This is a genomic window from Laceyella tengchongensis, assembly GCF_900182735.1.
GTDB classification, from domain to species: Bacteria; Bacillota; Bacilli; order Thermoactinomycetales; family Thermoactinomycetaceae; genus Laceyella; species Laceyella tengchongensis.
This window is the reverse complement of record NZ_FXTU01000003.1, coordinates 395840-414561: the sequence shown is the minus strand read 5'-3', so window position 1 is coordinate 414561 and position 18722 is coordinate 395840. Positions and strand designations below refer to the sequence as shown.

Sequence of the window (18722 nt, the reverse complement as noted above, 5' to 3'; positions counted from 1 at the left end):
AGGGAGGATTTGTTAGGTAGATGAAACAGTTGCAAGTAGCGATTGATGGACCGGCTGGAGCCGGCAAAAGTACGGTGGCTCGCCGAGTCGCAGGCCGCCTTGGGTTGTCTTATGTCGACACCGGGGCCATGTACCGAGCCATCGCTTGGAAAGCGCTTCAGGAGAATTTAAATGTGTTTGACGAAGAAGCGGTCACACAGTTGGCGGAACAGCTTCACTTTTCCCTTCATCCTCAAGGGGTCATGGTCAACGGCCAATTGTTGAAAGAAGAGATCCGAACCCAAGAAATTTCGAGCTTGGCGTCGGCCATCGCGAAAATGCCAGGGGTGCGCCGCATCCTTGTGAATAAGCAGCGGGATATTGCCGCACGTCAGAGCGTAGTAATGGATGGGCGGGATATTGGCACACATGTTTTGCCGGAAGCAGACGTGAAAGTGTTTTTGACCGCCACCATTGAAGAACGTGCCCTCCGACGGTACAAAGAGTTGAAAGCCAGAGGGGCGGACGTGGACTTGGACGGGCTGAGGGAAGAGATCCGGCGCCGCGATGAAAACGACCGCACGCGCAAGTATGCTCCGCTTAAACAGGCCAAAGATGCTGTGCTTATCGACACGACACATCTTTCGATCGATGAAATTGTTGAAAGCATTATGCAACTTTGCCGTCACAAATTAGGCGGTGGGGAGTAAGATATGTTCTATACGAAGATCCGCAGTATCGCACAACACCTGTTGCACATGTTGTTCCGGGTGAAAGTGATTGGAAAGGAGCATGTTCCGTCACAAGGGCCCGCCGTCATCTGCGCCAATCATATTAGTAATTTTGATCCGCCGGTGGTAGGCGGATTCATCGACACGCGCGAAATCCATTTCATGGCCAAAGAAGAGTTGTTTCGTATCCCGATCATCGGTAAAATTCTTCCGAAATTAAATGCTTTTCCGGTGAAGCGGGGCGGAGGCGACAGCGGAGCGGTTAAGCATGCGATCCGGCTACTTCGAAATGGACACGTGTTGGGGATTTTTCCCGAAGGAACCCGCTCCAAAACGGGTGAACTCGGAAAAGCCCACGTCGGAGCTGCGCTGATCGCTATGAAAGGCAAAGCGCCCATGATCCCTGTGGCGATCATCGGTCCATACCGTTTGTTTCGCCAGACCAAAGTGATCATCGGGGAGCCGATCGACACGGTGGCGTACACGGAAGGCAAAGCCGGAACCGATGCTGCGAACGAACTTACCGAGCTGGTCATGTTGCGGATTAAGCAAATGATTGATCAACACAGGTAATCAGATCGTATGAAAAAGGTGAGCGCAAATCACCTTTTTCATCCAGATCTTTCCTTCATATAATTTGATTTAGATATTTTTTTGACAGTGTGGAGAATGAGGAGGGCATGTTCATGGCAGAAGAGATGAAATCTGAATTGACTGAAGTCGCTACATTCCAAGTAGGAGATGTGGTGAAAGGGAAAGTTGTTAGCGTAGAACAAAATCAAGCGTTGGTGGACATTGGTTACAAATCGGAGGCAATCCTGCCGATTTCAGAATTATCTAGTTTGCATGTGGATAAAGTAGCTGACGTCTTGAATGTTGACGACGAGCTGGATGTGAAAGTGATTCGCATCAAGGAAGACGAAGATAAATTGATCGTTTCCAAAAAAGCCGTCGACGCTGAAAAGTCCTGGGAAGAGTTGCAACGCAAATTTGAAAGCGGCGAAGTGATTACTGCGACCGTGGCTGATATTGTCAAAGGTGGCTTGGTTGTTGATGTTGGTGTGCGCGGCTTCATTCCGGCTTCCCATGTTGAGTTGCATTTCGTGGAAGATTTCAGCGATTACAAAGGCCGTGAGCTTTCATTGAAAGTGATTGAGCTGGACGCTGAGAAAAACAAATGCATCTTGTCTCACAAAGCGGTGTTGGAAGAAGAATTGAACCGCAAAAAAGAAGCTGTGCTCGCTTCTTTGGAAGAAGGGCAAGTACTGGAAGGAACTGTTCAACGCTTGACCGATTTCGGGGCGTTTGTCGACATCGGCGGAGTGGATGGCTTGGTTCACGTATCCGAATTGGCTTGGCATCGCGTTGAACATCCGGCAGATATGTTAAAAGAAGGCGACAAAGTGAAGGTGAAGGTGCTCAAAGTAAATCGCGAACAAGAGCGCATCAGCTTGAGCATTAAAGAAACCGAGGAAGGTCCATGGGAAAAAGTGGCCAAAGAACTCTCCGCCGGTGATGTGGTTAAAGGCACCGTAAAACGCTTGGTTTCCTTCGGTGCATTCGTAGAAGTGTTCCCGGGCGTGGAAGGGCTTGTTCACGTATCTCAAATTTCCCGCCGCCATGTGGCTACCCCAGCTGAAGTGTTGGAGGAAGGCCAAGAAGTGCAAGTGAAAGTGCTTGAAATGGCTCCAGAACAAAAGCGCATCAGCTTGAGCATCAAAGATGTTGAGGTGGAAGAGGAGCGCAAAGAAGTAAAAGAAGTAATGGAGCAACAACAACAAGAACAACCGGCTAGCGGATTGAACGTAACGTTGGGTGACATGTATCCCGAGTTGCGCAATTTGAAATAACAATCAGCTTTTGTCAGAACCAGCCAGATTTTGGCTGGTTCTTTTTTTGCTTAAAAAAGTGCTAGCGGAGTGACACTAAAAAAAATCCCCCTGCGTCTGGAGGAAATCGGAAAATGGCTCCCGGCATTTTGGCACAATTGTGTTTGCTCATTTTGATCATCTTGTATTGGGCGGGATGGCTGGAAACGGATTGGCCCCGCAAATGGGCATATGGATTGGCCGTGACCGCTTGGTGGCTGACTTCTAGTCCGCCTCTTGCCATGAAAGAGGCGTGGTGGATTCACCCAGGGTCTGTCGTGTTGCTGGGAGGGATGGCCGTTACGTTTGGCCGTCTCTGCTTGTCCAGGGCAACGGTAATGATCAGTTTCGGGGTGTTTTCGGGAACAGCGCTTTTCTTGTGGCATGAATATGCCCGGATCGCCACCGATTGGGCTGATCCTCTGTTCCGCTTATTCTGCGTTGCAGTGTTTGTGGGTGTTGGCGGCTTGTTTTCCCGAAGTGTCAAAGAGCATCTGGCTTGTGTCCTTTGTGGAAGTGTGATGTTGCATGTGTGGATTGCGTCTTTTCACCGTGAGATGTTGATGCCGCTGATCTGGGGGTCAGGTGATTTTTTGGATACGGTATGGCTTTCGTTGCTGGTGATGTTGGGATGGCGCCGGTTAAGAGCGTTTGCCGCCAACGTTCATGAGAAATGGATGCGGATTCCTCTACGAAAGGAAGAGTGAAGTGAAATGAACTTATCTCTTTACACCTTGGCCGTGGTATGGGGGGTGGCGGCTGGTTTCGTAACAAGAATCCGGATGTTGGAGAGTGACTACCGCCAATATCCGACCTACCCGCACGGCCATGTGATTCATCTGGCTTTGGGTCTGATTGCTGCCGCTCTTGGCGCGGTGGCTGTTCCGGCTCTGATGCAAAAGGATTACACGGCAATCACATTTTTGACGGTAGCCGCGCAACAATTTCGTGATGTTCGCAACATGGAACGGCAGATGTTGACCAATTTGGATGAACTGGAATTGGTGCCCCGGGGGAAAAATTATATCGAAGGCATTGCCATGGTTTTTGAAGGAAGAAATTATATCGTCATCTTCGCTGCTTTTCTTACTTCGCTTAGTGTCGTCATTTTCCATCATTGGTGGGTGGGGGCGCTGGTCGGTTTGGCGATTCTTTTTTTGAGCGGGTTTCTTATGTCGGGTAAAGTGATTCATGACATCGCCGAGGTGGAGGTCGCACCGATCCGGATTGAAGGAGCCAGCCTGTATGTGCAGGACATCTATTTGATGAATATTGGGTTGGAGGACAACCGTAAACGCATCTTGGAGAATGGGATCGGCATCCTGGTCACGCCGCGCCGGGCAAGTGGACGGGTCACGATTGGCAATATAGGACAAAGGCAGGCGATTTTGCATGATGTGTCCACCATTTTGGGCGTGTACCGCGACACGGGAGAACCGGCGCTGACTCCGTTGGCCAAACGGGACCTGAAAGACGGGCGGCTGGGTATCCTGTTGTTGCCGCAAGAGAAAGATGTGGAACGAGCGGTTGAGATCGTTAAAAATGTGCCCGTCTTAGAGAGCGCCATTCGCAAACCGAGCAAAATGCCCAAGGAATTGAGAAAAAGGTGGGAAAGTACATGAGCAAAGGGAAAATATTGGCGGTGATCACCACGCAGCCCGACAAAGTGGCAGGAGGGGCTCCTATCTTTGCGGCTGACTCCCTGGAAGAGTTGGAGAAAAAAGCGTTTCTGCTCGAAAAAATTTTGGATGCGATGGTGCATGAGATTGACCTGGACACGAAGGTTATCGTGAAACACTAAGATGCTTGTTGCTTAAAGAATCAATGTTCAGTTAAGATTAGGTATGTCTTATACTTATATATGGGAATATGCGAAAAGTGAGGATGTTGTATGAGCTTACCTGTAGTAGCGATAGTTGGACGACCGAATGTGGGAAAGTCGACGATTTTCAACCGCTTGGCGGGGGAACGCATCGCGATTGTGGAAGACCAGCCAGGCATTACTAGAGATCGGATTTATTCTCGTAGCGAATGGAATGGGCGTGAGTTTCACTTAATTGATACAGGCGGCATTGAGTTTGGAGACACCGATGAGATTATGGATCATATTCGCAATCAGGTGGAATTGGCCCTTGACGAAGCAGATGTGATTTTGTTCGTTGCCGATGCCCGCGATGGCGTCACTACCACGGATGAAGAGGTGGCCAGGTTTTTGCACCGCACCAACAAACCAGTGATTCTGATGGTAAACAAAGTGGATGACATCAAATACACCGAGAATGTGTTTGAGTTTTACCAATTGGGTTTTGAGCATGTGATCCCGGTGTCTTCCTTGCATGGAACCGGAACAGGCGATATGCTGGATGCAGTAGTGGAACATTTTCCTGACAGGGAAGAAGAGGAGTATGAAGAAGACACCATCAAAGTGTCCCTCATCGGCCGCCCCAACGTCGGAAAATCTTCACTTGTCAATGCGTTGCTGGGAGAAGAGCGGGTCATTGTCAGCCCTGTTGCGGGAACCACGCGGGATGCTATCGACACTTCGTTTGAATATGAAGGACAAAAATATGTCCTCATCGATACGGCCGGGATTCGCAAACGGGGAAAAGTGTACGAATCGATTGAGAAATACAGTGTGGTCCGTGCATTGCGCGCTATCGAGCGCTCTGATGTGTGCTTAATCGTGATCGACGGCGAACGGGGGATCGCGGAGCAGGATAAGAAAATTGCCGGATATGCGCATGAAGCGGGAAGAGCCGCCATCTTCGTGGTGAACAAATGGGATGCGGTCGAAAAAGACGAAAAAACCATGGATCGCTTCAAGCGGAGGATTCGCGAAGAATTCCAGTTTATGCACTACGCACCGATCCTGTTTGTTTCCGCCAAAACGAAACGTCGCATTCATACGGTGTTGCCCGAAGTGAATGAAGTGGCTGAACAACACGCAATGCGCGTGCCTACGTCGGTGCTGAACCAAGTGATTCAGGACGCCATGGTGACAACACCACCTCCGTCGGATCGGGGTCGTCGGTTCCGGGTTCGGTATGTGACCCAGGCGACGGTGAAACCACCTACCTTCATCTTGTTTGTCAATGACCCGGAACTTTCGCATTTCAGCTACTTGCGCTATCTCGAAAACCAATTGCGGCAAGCGTTTCCGTTTAAAGGGACGCCACTTAGAATCTTGTTGCGAAAGAAAAGCTAAAGAAACTGAGAGACGGGGAGAGGGCAATGACAATGCTACAAACATGGGGGATACCGATTGTCATTTCTTATTTGTTGGGTTCAATTAGTTTTAGTTATTTGTTGACCAAATGGCTCAAGGGCGTCGACATTCGTGACTACGGTAGCGGCAATGCGGGGGCTACGAATACGTCGCGCGTGCTGGGGAAAGGGCCAGCCTTGGTAGTGTTTTTGCTGGACGCGCTCAAAGGGATGGCCGCAGTCGGCTTTGGTTACTGGATGGCTGGCAACAGCCCGGATGTGAAATTGGTGATGATGGTGTGCGGGATTGCCGCCATCATTGGGCATAACTGGCCAGTCTTTTTGGGATTCCGCGGAGGAAAAGGCATCGCTACGACGGTTGGAGTGACGTGTCTCATCGGCTTCACCGCAGCCGTCGTCGCCGGGGTCTGTGCTATCTTGTTTATTTTGTTTACACGCTATGTATCTGTCGGATCGTTGGTGTACACCTCCATCGTTCCCGTGATGATGTGGCTGTTGGATTATCCCACGGCTGTGGTGTGGTTGATGTTGATCGTGTCTGTGATGGCGCTGTGGAGACATAAACAAAATGTAATCAATCTGTTTAAGGGAAACGAACGCAAGATTTAGATTGATACAAGGGAGAAATCACATGAAAGGTAGAGTTGCTGTACTTGGAGCGGGGAGCTGGGGTACGGTTCTCGCTGCGGTCTTGGCTGACAACGGCCATGATGTGACATTGTGGGCGAGGCGTGAGGAGCAGGCGCAGGAAATCGATCAAGCGCACACCAACCGCAAATATTTGCCGGATGTGAAATTGCCGGAAACCTTGCGGGCCACCTCTTCGCTGTCCGAAGCGCTGAAGGGCAAAGAGGCGGTGCTATTTGCGGTTCCTTCGCATTCCATGAGGGAAATTGCCCGTGAAGCACGGCGTTGGATAGAGGCTGACGCGCTCGTCATCCATGCGGCCAAAGGATTTGAAATTGACTCGTTGAAACGGATGTCCGAAGTACTGGCAGAGGAGTTGGGTGCAAGCTACGCTGACCGCATTACAGTGTTGTCCGGACCCAGCCATGCCGAAGAAGTGATTCGCCGTTGCCCCACGACTGTCGTCGTCGCCTCACAGTCGGCGCAAGCGGCCGAACAGGCGCAGATGTTGTTTATGAACACATATTTTCGAGTGTATACCAATCCCGATGTGATCGGGGTAGAAGTGGGGGGCGCCTTGAAAAATATCATCGCCCTGTCCGCGGGACTCGTTGACGGGTTGGGCTTTGGCGACAACGCCAAAGCGGCTTTGCTGACCCGGGGATTGGCAGAGATCGCCCGGTTGGGTCATGCGATGGGCGCTGAGCCGATCACCTTTGTCGGACTGGCTGGCGTGGGCGATTTGGTGGTTACTTGCACCAGTAGTCACAGTCGTAACTGGCGGGCCGGCCACATGATCAGCCAAGGCAAAAAGTTGGATGAGGTGCTTGCTACGATGGGCATGGTCGTTGAAGGCGTCCGCACCACCAAAGCTGCGTATGTGCTCAAGGAGCGGTATCAGGTGGAAATGCCGATCGCAGAGCAGTTGTATTCTGTGCTGTTCGCTGACAAAGACCCGGAACAAGCCGTGAAAGAGCTGATGGGACGGGGGCGCACGCAGGAGCTGGAAGAAATTATCGGCGGCTGGTAGCCATTTTGGGCGCTTTCCCTGTTGCAAGGTTTTTGCTTACTTCATACTCTGTAATAGCTTCAACCAATATCCATAAACTTGAGCACAAGAATCGGGGTCAGGGATGTGTGCAGGTGAAAGGGATTGGTCACGAAAGAGAGGGGTAATGCTGATTCAGCATTACCCCTCTCGATTTTTATAACTGGCTGCGGTCGGTTGCGATGGGCGAAAAAGGCTTGCGATGAAGCGTTGAATGAGTGGCGATTGCAATAAGCTCAAGATGTTGCCCAATTGGAACGGGGGCTGTTGCCCTGGTAACCCGTTCGGCGGATCATCGTCAAAGGGGAGATTGATAACCGGAATATCTTGGTCTAAGGTGGATGGGGGACGCTTTTCGCCAGGCAGTGCTGGAAACCCACCGCGTTGTTTGGTATGGGCCATCATTTTGGTGGCGATTTCAAACATTTGATAAGCATGATCCATTACGTTTTCTACCCGCTGGATGGATTGGCTCAAATCTTTGACGGTGGAGCGGAACTTCATGAATCCGCTCAAAATGCGGGCGATGCTTAACGAACTCAGTTGGGGAAAGACAAGGGGAGGCATGGTTTCTTCAAGCGGTTTAGCCAAGGTGGTGTTTGGTTTTGTTTGTTTTTTGACAGCTTTTTTATGACTTTGCGGTTTCTTCTTCTTTTTGACGCTCATAGGGAAATCCTCCATTTCAGGCTAGAGTCTATTTATCGTATGCAGGTGCCCGTCGGTGAAGCAGGGCACCTGCCCGACTGCTTGGTAGGCAGATGTGGATTTGCTATACTGTAATGATGAAGACAAGGGGTGGAAATGAAATGGAATTGGGTGTGAGTTTATTTTTATTGGTTCTGATTAATTTATTGATGACGTTGGGCAGACAGCAAAAAAGAGCTTGGGTGAGATGGCTTCTGTCGTCTGTCTCATTGATTTTATTGATTGTGGCTCTGCTGTTTATCCTGAGAATGTTCATGTGATGGAGGAATGGAAATGCGACGCTGGAGTGGCTTGGCGATCCTCTTGCTGTTTTGCACGCTGTTGACGGGGTGCCTGTATCCGCAAGAACGAAGACAAGAATGGGACAAGCTGGATCAGCATCTTGCACGTGTTCAGGCGGCGGTGGATACATATTTGAAGCAGCAAAAAATGTTGCCGTATAAATACAGCCAAGACGATGTGAAATATTCGACGCATTATCAGGTGGACTTTATGCAGATACAAGGGTATTTGGGGGAAATTCCGCCTTCTGCGTTCGAGAAAGGCGGGTACTTCATTTATGTGATGACCAATGTGGACACCAAACCGTTGGTTCGCTTATTTGATCTGCGTACCCACGATGCCGTAGACAAAGTGCAATTGGCTGTCAATGGGTTTAAAGCGAAAGAGGGTAAATATCCACGAGGTGAAGCTGTGAGCCCTGGTTTTTACAAGGTTGACTTGGAGCAGTTAAATCTAGATAGCGTGCAAGTGCCCAGTCCGTATTCTCCGGACACACAGCTGGACTTGATCATGGATGAACACGGGCGGGTCTATGTGGATTACCGTAGCGAAGTTATGAAAAAATGGCAACAAGCCAAAGAAAAGCCGTCAGCGGAGGAAGATCTGCGCGTGTGGCTGGCGCAGGACTCTTATTTTGTACCAGGATATTCACCGATGATGAAAATGAATAAAAACATGCCAGAATTGATTGTTCCAAGTGAAGGAACAGAGAAAAAATCGCCTTGAAGCCAGGGCGATTTTTTCTTTTCATGAATTTCTGACCTGTAGCCACATATTTATGGAATGACAAGTGTTGTTAAAGGGGTGGAATCAAACAATGACGAGTTTATGGTTTCATCTCATTGTCATACCAGGCATTTTCTTGTTGGGCCATCTTACAGGATCAGTCAAGGTGGCGGGCTTCCGGACGCGGACGATGTTAGTGAAAGGCAAATCCTCTCCTGTGCGTGGGAAGGTGAAAAAAAGAACCAAAACGGGATAACTACCCTCGGCGACTCTATTTTTTTAGGCAAAGATTCATATTGGGAAAAGGCATTCATATATTAGTAGTGTCAAAGGAAGGGTCCGGAGGGGGGATAGCCTTCGCACCGGCGACAGATCCAGAAAAGAGGGCGATTTTGAAGGAGGGACTTTCGTGGAGAAAGTAGATATCTTGAAAGATATTGCAGAACGGACAGGAGGAGACATCTACCTGGGTGTGGTCGGTGCGGTGCGCACCGGTAAATCAACATTTATCAAACGGTTTATGGAACAGGTAGTGATTCCCAACATTGAGAATGAAGCCGACCGTTCGCGGGCAACAGATGAATTGCCTCACAGCGGCGCGGGGAAAACGATCACAACGATCGAACCCAAATTCGTGCCAAACCAAGCGGTTCAAATACACGTCGATGAGGGGTTGGACGTCAATATCCGGCTGGTTGATTGTGTCGGTTACGCGATTGATGGCGCCAAAGGCTATGAAGATGAAAACGGACCGCGCATGATTAGCACGCCTTGGTTTGAAGAGCCGATTCCGTTTCAGGAAGCGGCAGAAGTCGGCACTAGAAAAGTGATCCAGGAACACTCCACCGTGGGGATCGTCATCACCACGGACGGCTCAATCACCGATATACCGCGCGAATCTTATCAAGAAGTGGAAGAGCGCGTGATCAATGAATTGAAAGAAGTGGGTAAACCGTTCATCTTGCTGTTGAACTCGACCCGTCCCTACGGCGAACAGGCGCAACAGCTGCGGGCAGAACTGGTGGAGAAATACGATATCCCTGTTTTGCCCGTCAGTGTGGCGACGATGAGCGAAGAGGACATACTTAGCATCATGCGAGAAGTGTTGTATGAATTCCCAGTCCACGAAGTGAACGTCAATCTGCCAAGCTGGGTCATGGTGTTAGATGAAGAGCATTGGTTGCGGCGGGACTTCGAAAATTCCGTGCGGGAGACGGTGAAAGATATCAAACGCTTGCGCGATGTCGATCGGGTAGTCGGCCAATTTTACGATTACGAATTCATTGAGAAAGCAGCTTTGTCCGGGATGGACATGGGGCAAGGGATCGCCGAAATCGATTTGTACGCGCCAGACGCTTTGTATGACCGGGTGTTGCAAGATGTGGTGGGCGTTGAAATCCGCGGCAAAGATCACTTGTTAGAATTGATGCAAGAATTCAGCATCGCCAAGCGGGAATACGACAAAGTGTCGGATGCGATTAAGATGGTGCGCACAACAGGCTATGGCGTGGCGCCGCCAGCTTTGGAAGAGATGACCCTGGATGAGCCGGAGCTGATCAAACAGGGGAGCCGGTTTGGCGTAAGGCTCAAGGCGACGGCACCGTCCATCCATATGATTCGCGTCAATGTGCATTCTGAGTTTGCACCTATCATTGGTTCAGAAAGACAGAGCGAGGAGCTCTTAAACTACCTGATGCGCGATTTTGAACAAGATCCACACAGCATTTGGGAAACAGACATTTTCGGCCGTTCACTCAACCAAGTCGTTCGGGAGAGCATCCAAGCTAAATTGGCGATGATGCCGGAGAATGCGCGGTATAAACTGCAAGAAACGTTGGAACGAATCATCAACGAAGGGTCGGGCGGATTGATCGCCATAATCTTGTAAATATTCGATCACAAGCGCTGAAAAAGCGCTTTTTTTGTTTCCAAACAGAGAAATCGCAAAGATTCTCTTGAACTTCCCATAAGTCTATATTAGTATAGGATTGTCCCGCGCAAAGAATCTTCTTTCGCGGATCGCTTAATGCGATAGCTGTGGATGTTTTAGGAGGTGCGGTTATGAATAAGACCGAACTAATTAATAAAGTGGCAGAAGCTACTGAAATGACGAAAAAAGACGCTGCAAAATCTGTGGAAGCTGTATTTGAAGCGATCACTGAAGCTCTGCGCACGGGTGACAAAGTGCAACTCATCGGCTTCGGTAACTTCGAAGTGCGTGAGCGTGCGGCTCGCAAAGGTCGCAACCCGCAAACAGGTGAAGAAATCGATATTCCTGCAACCAAAGCACCTGTTTTCAAACCAGGTAAGCAGCTGAAAGAAGAAGTGAACAAATAAGCAGGACGAAGTACATAAGGATGACCTGCTAAAAAGGCCTCTAAATCGAGGCCTTTTTCCTTTTTCTTTTTTCGCTGGGGGATTGTGATATAATATAGCTGTTTACAGTTGTTGAGAATATAACTAAGCAGATGTTATTTGGATGGAGGAACAGCAATGATCGATCATCGCAAAATTGAGGACGCGGTGCGCATGATTTTGGAAGCGATCGGCGAAGACCCAAACCGCGAAGGTTTATTAGATACACCGGCCCGTGTGGCACGCATGTATGCTGAAATTTTTTCGGGTTTGAACGAAGATCCCAAAGAGCATTTTTCAGTGGTGTTTGGAGAAGATCATGAAGAGCTGGTGCTTGTCAAAGACATCCCATTCTTCTCCACTTGTGAGCACCATTTGGTTCCTTTCTTCGGCAAGGCTCATGTGGGCTACATACCGCGTGGAGGACGGGTCACAGGATTGAGCAAATTGGCGAGAGCGCTTGAAACAGTAGCCAGACGCCCGCAATTGCAAGAGCGGATTACAGCCACGGTAGCTGATTCAATCATGGAAAAATTGGACCCGCACGGGGTGATCGTCGTTGTGGAAGCGGAGCATATGTGCATGACTATGCGGGGTGTGAAAAAACCGGGGTCCAAAACGATCACATCGGCGGTACGTGGCGTGTTTGCTGAAGATTCGGCGGCCAGAGCAGAGGCGCTCAGCTTGATTGGATTAAAATAAAAAAATAAAAAAAGATCCTTGACACATATGCAAGCGTGTAATATACTAATACTTGTCGATGCGCAATCACATAGTTATCGGGCTATGGCGCAGCTTGGTAGCGCGCTTGCATGGGGCGCAAGAGGTCGTCAGTTCAAATCTGGCTAGCCCGACCATATAAAGACCCTTCCTCATGGAAGGGTCTTTTTTATTGCATCAAGCGCAAAGTTCCATGTTAAACTATCATGACGGATAGAATAGGACGAGGAGGGATAAAGGATGAATGGATCCGCTGACTATATATTGATTAAAGCGAAAGAAAACGGTGTCAACGTCATCGGTCTTACCCGGGGAAAGGACACTCGTTTTCATCATTCAGAGAAACTGGATAAAGGCGAAGTCATGGTCGCGCAATTCACCGAACATACATCGGCGGTGAAGGTGCGTGGCAAGGCGACGATTATCACGCCTTTTGGCTCCGTGGATACGGACTAGAGCGTGTCTGATGAATAGGCTAGCGGCTCCAAAACCATTTTTTCATTCGCTTCACGCGTGGCGAGGCGCTCCTCGAGAAAAGCTTTTTCCGCTGCTTCTTCCCTACCAACTTGATTTGCCAGACACACCCTAGGGAGCTTGTTTCTTCTCTTCCTTTTGCAAAGGTGATAAAGGGAGGGAGGAAGCGTGTATGCATGTTGTGCGGACGTTGGCGCTTCCACGTGTCGGCCGCGTCGGTGGTGTGCTCCACTCGCGTTTTCGCACGCCCGATCGTTGGTTCAACCAGGACGACAATGTGCATCGACTGCGGTTGCTTGTCCACTTTCGAAAACCTCACTTGGAGCGCTGATCGAAGCAAAAAAACGGTCGCGTGTCAGCAAAGCCACCGCTGGGCGCCGGCGGGGCTTTGGTGCGAAAGGAGACTGGAAAAGTTGACCACAGTCAACGTTCAGCAAACAATTAGAGAATAGGGAAAACAATGGAAGCATCTATCCCAATTAAAAGTATGGTATACTATTCGCAGTGCCTGAACTCTATGGTTTTTGGGGGAACGTTTGCATGTCGTCCATACATAAAGAAGAATTGAACTGGATCATCGATGCGATTGACGGTTTGTCCACGCCTTCGTATCTGAAACAAATCATTGGGAGACCCACGATCCCTGTTTTTTTTGTGCGCGTTTTGCAATTGATGTTAAAATCGTTGCATGTGCCTGAAGAACGGGCGCGAATCTATGCAGTTGCGGTCACCTTGCTTGATATGGGGCAAGTGATGCATGATCGCGTCACGGTCGATTCGCAGCCCGAACCAGACGCGCATCGCAAACAGCAATTATACGTTCTGGCTGGAGATTATTTCAGCAGCATCTTTTACCAACAGCTGGCCAAACATCAAGAGACGGAGGGGCTAGCCTTTCTGTTGGAAGCGATTGGCCGAATGAACGAAAAGAAAATGACTTTTCACATGGCACAAGAAACGTTCGCTTCAAAGGTGGAAGAATGGGAGCAGATGCGGGAAATATCGGGTGGTCTTTTGGTGGCGCTAGCCGATTTTTTTCATGCGGATCAGCCCGAGCCAACGCCGTGGCGTGACATCGTGAAGGAATTGATGGTGCTCCGCCACATCAAGGACAGCGGCTACTTGTTTGATACGGAGGCCGAGGCCGCGTGGGTTCAAAGCGCTTCGCAACGCCTTAACGAGGCCACCGCTAAGCTGGAGGATGATCTCGTTAAAGATGAGCTCAACATTCTTATTAGAGAGGCAATGCCTTTCACTTGAAGCAATTGAGCGGTGAAAGGGAGTGGACAAGACCATGAGAGATAAGTCAGAGAAAGCGAAATTTGTTTTGCAGGTATTTGAAAGCATCGCCAAAGATTATGACCGCATGAACACCTTGTTGAGCTTTTATCAGCACAAGCGCTGGCGCAAGTTTGCCATGAAAAAAATGGCTGTGAAACCGGGCGACACGGCGATCGACGTCTGCTGCGGCACGGGGGATTGGACGATATCGCTGGCGAACGCTTCGCAAACGGGTCGGGTGGTCGGCCTGGATTTTAGCGACAATATGTTGCAAGTGGCGGAGCGGAAATTGTCTGAAAAAGGGCTGAGGCAACAGGTTGAATTAGTGCGGGGAGATGCAATGCAATTGCCGTTTCCGGACAACAGCTTTGACCACGCCACCATCGGGTTCGCCCTTCGTAATGTGCCAGATGTGGTGCAGGTGCTCAAAGAGATGAAACGGGTTGTCAAACCGGGGGGACAAGTGGTATCTCTGGAGTTGTCCAAACCGACATGGCCCCCGTTTCGCGCGTTGTATTACTTTTATTTTGAGCGTATCTTGCCGTGGTTGGGCAAGCTCTTCGCCAATCGGTATGAACAATACCGCTGGTTGCCGGAATCCTTGATCCATTTTCCTGACTATGAGGAGCTGGCGCGGATCATGAGGGAAGAAGTCGGGTTGGACGAAGTCGAGGTGTACCCGCTCACGGGTGGCATCACGGCGTTGCACGTCGGGCGAAAGCCGGCCAATGAGAGATGAAACGAAGGAAGATGGTAGGATGAACTTGGTGCATAAGTTGAAAGTTGTATTAGAGATGATTAAGTTTGAACATACCATTTTTGCCCTGCCCTTCGCTTATATGGGAGCCGTTCTCGGCAGTTTGGAAGTGCGCGGGGTTCTTCCGAGTTGGGCGGAAATTGGTTGGATCACATTGGCGATGGTGGGCGCGCGCAGTGCCGCAATGGCTTTGAACCGTTTGATTGACCGACATATCGACGCGAAAAACCCCCGCACCAAAAATCGGGCCATTCCAGCAGGGTTGGTTTCTGTCCCGTTTGTATGGGGGTTTGTCGTCGTTTCATTCGCTATGTTGTTTGTGGCCGCATTCCAATTAAATATGTTGGCGGTCAAATGTTTGCCGTTGGCTGTGTTTTTTCTGATGTTTTATTCATACACCAAGCGCTTCACTTGGACATGCCACTTTTTCTGCGGCCTGTCGAGCGCATTGGGGGCCATCGGTGGCTGGGTAGCGACGACAGCGCAAATCGATGTGACATCAATTGTCCTATATCTCACTGTGGCGTTGTGGATTGGTGGATTTGATGTAATTTACGCTTGTCAAGATGTGAAGTTTGACCGAGAGGAGCGGCTGTTCTCCATTCCCGCTAGATTTGGCATCGCGCCTGCGTTGTGGATTTCGGGATTGATGCACGTGTGCACCGCTGTGGGCTTGATAGCGCTCGTCTACATGACTTCGCTCGGCGCGTGGTATACGGTGGGGGCGTTGATTGCTATCGCCATTTTGGTGTATGAGCATGCCATTGTGAAGCCGAATGATTTGTCTCGCTTAAATACCGCTTTCTTCACCATGAACGGTGTGTTGAGCGTGTTGATTTTTGTATTTACGATGTTGGATGTGTTTTTATGAGTCACAAACGCCTGATTTTGGGGATGACCGGAGCAAGCGGCGCCCCGTATGGATTATGCATCTTAGAGGAATGTTTAAGGCAGGGGCATACTGTGCATCTCGTCGTATCCGAAGCGGGATGGCGGGTGTTGATGGAAGAGCATGGATGGGAAGTGCAGGAGCGGGAACGTTGTTTTACCAAACGGTACGGACACCTGCCAGGCACACTTGTCTACCATCCATTGAAGGATATTGGCGCGACGATCGCTTCCGGTTCCTTCCAGACAGACGGCATGATTGTCGCCCCTTGTTCCATGGCGTCATTGGCCAAGCTGGCTCACGGCCTGTCTACCAATTTGTTGGAGCGGGCCGCAGATGTCATGATTAAGGAAAACAAGCCGCTCATCATCGTTCCGCGAGAGACGCCACTGTCTTCAATCCATTTGGAAAACATGCTCAAACTATCACGATGCGGTGTTTCAATCGTGCCAGCGATGCCCGCATTTTATCACCAGCCGTCCTCCATCGAGGAAATGGTGCGGTTTGTGGCCGGAAAAGTGCTTGATCTGCTTAAGATTGACCATCAATTGTATCAACGTTGGGAGGGTGGACGATGAAACCGATCCGAATCGGAAGGATCGCATTCACCAATATCTTGCCGATCTATCAATATATTGATGATCAGGGGCTTGATGTGGAGTGGATCCGCCAGGTGCCCAGTTTGCTTAACCGCGATATGGCGGCGGGAAACATCGACATGAGCCCTATCTCGGCATTTGCTTATGCCGAACATGCTGACGAGTATGTTTTGATGCCCGATTTGTCGATTAGTGCGATGGGCCCTGTGGGCTCCATTTTTCTGTTCACCAAAGGAGATCAACTTCACGACTTGGACGGAAAAACCATTGCATTAACCAATACGTCGGCTTCTTCCGTGGCGCTTTTGAAAATCGTCCTGGAGAAATTTGCGGGGGTCAGTCCAAATTATGTCACCATGGCCCCATCGTTGGAAGAAATGATGAACGTAGCCGATGCGGCTTTGTTGATCGGCGACGATGCGGTGAAAGGCAAATGGAATGGTTCAGCATACCGGATATATGATTTAGGCGAAGAGTGGATGAAGCAGACAGGGTTGAGCATGACTTACGCTGTCTGGGCGGTAAGGCGTGCCATCGCTGAATCGCGCCGAAGCGATTTGGAAGAGATTTACCTGCGTTTCATGCAAGCCAAAGCGGAAGGGCGGAAGAACTTAACTCCCGCGATCGAGGAGGCCATGCGCCAATTGGGAGGCGATGCGGCTTTCTGGAAAGCATATTTTGAGGGCCTTTGTTACGATTTTGGCGAAAAGGAAAAGCGGGGACTGCAAACCTATTTCCGCTATGCTGCAGACTTGGGACTGTTGCCATCCAATGTGGAAATCCACATGCTGGATTTACCAGCGAGTCTAGGCATGCGCTGATCAGGGTGAAGTGGATAATGAATCTACAAGAAATATATGAAGAGAAAAAAAGGGAGTTAGCACAGATCGAGCGAGCGCTGGCCTGTGCCATCCACACCGATCACGACATGTTGCGCAAGACCTCCAACCACCTGTTGGAAGCGGGGGGGAAACGGATGCGCCCCGTCTTTGTGTTGCTGGCCGGTTCGTTTGGTTCCTATGAATTTGAGCAGTTGCAAAAAGTGGCCGTAGCATTGGAATTGATCCACATGGCCACCCTCGTGCATGACGATGTGATCGACAATGCGGAAACCCGCCGTGGCCGTAAAACGGTCAAGGAAGAATGGGACAACCGGGTTGCCATGTATACCGGTGATTACATTTTGGCCTGTGCATTGAAGGAACTGACGGCTCTGGGGGAGTATCCTGTGCAGGAAAGATTGGCAACTGCCATGGTCCGCATGTGCTTGGGAGAGATTGCGCAAATCGAGGATCTATTCAGCGAAGAGTTGAGTTTGAAAAAGTATTTGCACCGGATCAAAAGAAAGACGGCTCTGCTTATGGCAACCAGCTGCCAACTGGGAGCGATGGTCTCTGATGTTCCCCCTGCTTTGGAACGGGCCGTTACCGCTTACGGTTATTACGTGGGAATGGCTTTTCAGTTGACAGATGATGTGCTAGATTTCATGGGGGATGAGAAAACGTTGGGTAAGCCCGCCGGAAGCGATCTGGAGCAAGGCAATGTGACATTGCCGGTCATCTATGCGCTGAACCAGGGCTCTGAGGAAGTCAGGCAGGCGATTTTCACTTACCTGCGTTCCAAAGGGGAGTCGGGATCGCTTAAAGAGATTCTCGATATGATTCGGACCAGTGGTGGGATTGAATATACCATGGACTTGTCGCGCAGGTATATGGACAAAGCTTTTAGCTGTCTGGAAAAATTGCCCGCCACGGCTGAACGGGAATCTCTCCAAATGATTGCGGAATTCATTTTGCGCCGTTCCTATTGAGGCATGGGGATGGTTGCGTTTACAACCCATTCCTGTTACAATTTTCATGCACCAATCGGTGTGATCTGATACATAGCATGAAGTGGAGGAACAACGGGTATGGAGAAAACGTTTATCATGGTGAAGCCTGACGGAGTGCAACGTGGGCTAATTGGTGAAATTGTCGCTCGATTTGAGAAAAAAGGTTTTCAGTTAGTCGGTGCTAAATTGATGACCGTTTCCCGTGAATTGGCTGAAGAGCATTACGCTGAACATAAAGAGAGACCGTTCTTTGGAGAACTGGTTGATTTTATCACATCCGGCCCTGTGTTCGCGATGGTGTGGCAAGGGAACAACGTGATTGCTACTGCCCGTCAAATGATGGGCAAAACCAATCCTGCTGATGCTCTGCCGGGAACCATTCGCGGTGATTATGGCGTGAATGTTGCGATGAACATCGTGCATGGCTCCGATTCCCCCACAAGCGCAGAGCGGGAAATCGCGCTGTGGTTCAATGAAGCAGAAGTGAACGAATACGAAAAAACGATCAATCGCTGGATCTAATGTTCCTCGACATGAGGCGCGGCCGATAGGCCGCGCTTTTGTTTGTCATCGGTGTGCCGATCTCTCTCAAATGCGGTGGGTGCGGTTGAAATAATGGAAAATA

At 49.9% G+C, this 18722-nt stretch carries 24 protein-coding genes and 1 tRNA gene; 24 read left to right on the top strand and 1 reads right to left on the bottom strand.

Features of this window, described 5'->3' with window-relative positions; translation table 11 throughout:
- Positions 1-20 precede the first annotated feature (20 nt).
- The 9 genes from cmk to QQZ12_RS09010 all read left to right on the top strand — a co-directional run bounded on the left by cmk (position 21) and on the right by QQZ12_RS09010 (position 7460).
- On the top strand, positions 21-689 hold the full coding sequence (gene cmk / locus QQZ12_RS09050) for a (d)CMP kinase (RefSeq protein ID WP_102992263.1): 669 nt from the start codon (positions 21-23) through the stop codon (positions 687-689).
- Between the two features lie 3 nt (positions 690-692).
- Positions 693-1283 carry a lysophospholipid acyltransferase family protein gene (locus QQZ12_RS09045; RefSeq protein ID WP_102992264.1) on the top strand — a complete coding sequence of 197 codons (591 nt, stop codon included), beginning with the start codon at positions 693-695 and terminating at the stop codon, positions 1281-1283.
- A gap of 113 nt (positions 1284-1396) precedes the next feature.
- A complete protein-coding gene (rpsA, locus tag QQZ12_RS09040) occupies positions 1397-2560 on the top strand; it encodes a 30S ribosomal protein S1 (RefSeq protein WP_022738438.1) in 1164 nt (387 codons plus the stop codon).
- A 113-nt stretch (positions 2561-2673) separates the two neighbouring features.
- A complete protein-coding gene (locus QQZ12_RS09035) occupies positions 2674-3285 on the top strand; it encodes a hypothetical protein (RefSeq protein ID WP_102992265.1) in 612 nt (203 codons plus the stop codon).
- Positions 3286-3291: 6 nt separating this feature from the next.
- A complete protein-coding gene (locus QQZ12_RS09030) occupies positions 3292-4200 on the top strand; it encodes a YIEGIA family protein (RefSeq protein WP_284724290.1) in 909 nt (302 codons plus the stop codon).
- Positions 4197-4379 (top strand): capping complex subunit for YIEGIA, encoded by a 183-nt coding sequence (locus QQZ12_RS09025; RefSeq protein WP_284724289.1) that lies wholly within the window; start codon positions 4197-4199, stop codon positions 4377-4379. Before QQZ12_RS09030 ends, QQZ12_RS09025 begins: the two co-directional genes overlap by 4 nt.
- Positions 4380-4469: 90 nt before the next feature.
- A complete protein-coding gene (gene der, locus QQZ12_RS09020) occupies positions 4470-5783 on the top strand; it encodes a ribosome biogenesis GTPase Der (protein WP_284724288.1) in 1314 nt (437 codons plus the stop codon).
- Between the two features lie 26 nt (positions 5784-5809).
- Positions 5810-6412: a glycerol-3-phosphate 1-O-acyltransferase PlsY gene (gene plsY, locus QQZ12_RS09015; RefSeq protein ID WP_416332408.1), complete on the top strand. Its 603-nt coding sequence runs from the start codon at positions 5810-5812 to the stop codon at positions 6410-6412.
- 22 nt (positions 6413-6434) lie between these two features.
- Positions 6435-7460: an NAD(P)H-dependent glycerol-3-phosphate dehydrogenase gene (locus tag QQZ12_RS09010; RefSeq protein ID WP_102992270.1), complete on the top strand. Its 1026-nt coding sequence runs from the start codon at positions 6435-6437 to the stop codon at positions 7458-7460.
- Between the two features lie 159 nt (positions 7461-7619).
- Here QQZ12_RS09010 and QQZ12_RS09005 read toward each other — a convergent pair whose 3' ends face one another.
- Positions 7620-8144 (bottom strand): hypothetical protein, encoded by a 525-nt coding sequence (locus tag QQZ12_RS09005; RefSeq protein WP_102992271.1) that lies wholly within the window; start codon positions 8142-8144, stop codon positions 7620-7622.
- 312 nt (positions 8145-8456) lie between these two features.
- Between QQZ12_RS09005 and QQZ12_RS09000 the strand changes: the two genes are divergently transcribed.
- From QQZ12_RS09000 to ndk, 15 genes are all read left to right on the top strand, one after another.
- Positions 8457-9191 (top strand): DUF3939 domain-containing protein, encoded by a 735-nt coding sequence (locus QQZ12_RS09000; protein ID WP_102992272.1) that lies wholly within the window; start codon positions 8457-8459, stop codon positions 9189-9191.
- A gap of 91 nt (positions 9192-9282) precedes the next feature.
- Positions 9283-9447 (top strand): hypothetical protein, encoded by a 165-nt coding sequence (locus QQZ12_RS08995; RefSeq protein WP_189319017.1) that lies wholly within the window; start codon positions 9283-9285, stop codon positions 9445-9447.
- A 153-nt stretch (positions 9448-9600) separates the two neighbouring features.
- Positions 9601-11079 (top strand): stage IV sporulation protein A, encoded by a 1479-nt coding sequence (gene spoIVA, locus QQZ12_RS08990; protein ID WP_102992273.1) that lies wholly within the window; start codon positions 9601-9603, stop codon positions 11077-11079.
- 173 nt (positions 11080-11252) lie between these two features.
- Positions 11253-11528: an HU family DNA-binding protein gene (locus QQZ12_RS08985; protein WP_022738455.1), complete on the top strand. Its 276-nt coding sequence runs from the start codon at positions 11253-11255 to the stop codon at positions 11526-11528.
- A 156-nt stretch (positions 11529-11684) separates the two neighbouring features.
- A complete protein-coding gene (gene folE, locus QQZ12_RS08980; RefSeq protein ID WP_022738456.1) occupies positions 11685-12248 on the top strand; it encodes a GTP cyclohydrolase I FolE in 564 nt (187 codons plus the stop codon).
- A gap of 78 nt (positions 12249-12326) precedes the next feature.
- Positions 12327-12403: transfer RNA gene (locus QQZ12_RS08975), tRNA-Pro, on the top strand.
- A 103-nt stretch (positions 12404-12506) separates the two neighbouring features.
- Positions 12507-12722, top strand: a complete 216-nt coding sequence (gene mtrB, locus QQZ12_RS08970; protein ID WP_022738457.1) for a trp RNA-binding attenuation protein MtrB — start codon at positions 12507-12509, stop codon at positions 12720-12722.
- Positions 12723-12912: 190 nt separating this feature from the next.
- On the top strand, positions 12913-13071 hold the full coding sequence (locus QQZ12_RS08965; protein WP_022738459.1) for a hypothetical protein: 159 nt from the start codon (positions 12913-12915) through the stop codon (positions 13069-13071).
- Positions 13072-13280: 209 nt separating this feature from the next.
- On the top strand, positions 13281-14000 hold the full coding sequence (locus tag QQZ12_RS08960; protein WP_022738460.1) for a heptaprenyl diphosphate synthase component 1: 720 nt from the start codon (positions 13281-13283) through the stop codon (positions 13998-14000).
- Between the two features lie 34 nt (positions 14001-14034).
- A complete protein-coding gene (locus QQZ12_RS08955; RefSeq protein WP_102992276.1) occupies positions 14035-14760 on the top strand; it encodes a demethylmenaquinone methyltransferase in 726 nt (241 codons plus the stop codon).
- Positions 14761-14779: 19 nt separating this feature from the next.
- Positions 14780-15649: a UbiA-like polyprenyltransferase gene (locus QQZ12_RS08950; RefSeq protein ID WP_022738463.1), complete on the top strand. Its 870-nt coding sequence runs from the start codon at positions 14780-14782 to the stop codon at positions 15647-15649.
- Positions 15646-16245 (top strand): UbiX family flavin prenyltransferase, encoded by a 600-nt coding sequence (locus QQZ12_RS08945; protein ID WP_022738464.1) that lies wholly within the window; start codon positions 15646-15648, stop codon positions 16243-16245. Before QQZ12_RS08950 ends, QQZ12_RS08945 begins: the two co-directional genes overlap by 4 nt.
- Positions 16242-17087 (top strand): menaquinone biosynthetic enzyme MqnA/MqnD family protein, encoded by an 846-nt coding sequence (locus QQZ12_RS08940; RefSeq protein WP_102992277.1) that lies wholly within the window; start codon positions 16242-16244, stop codon positions 17085-17087. The genes QQZ12_RS08945 and QQZ12_RS08940 overlap by 4 nt, the downstream gene beginning before the upstream one ends.
- Positions 17088-17104: 17 nt before the next feature.
- Positions 17105-18076: a polyprenyl synthetase family protein gene (locus tag QQZ12_RS08935; RefSeq protein WP_102992278.1), complete on the top strand. Its 972-nt coding sequence runs from the start codon at positions 17105-17107 to the stop codon at positions 18074-18076.
- Between the two features lie 99 nt (positions 18077-18175).
- Positions 18176-18619 (top strand): nucleoside-diphosphate kinase, encoded by a 444-nt coding sequence (ndk, locus tag QQZ12_RS08930; protein ID WP_102992279.1) that lies wholly within the window; start codon positions 18176-18178, stop codon positions 18617-18619.
- Positions 18620-18722: the final 103 nt, after the last annotated feature.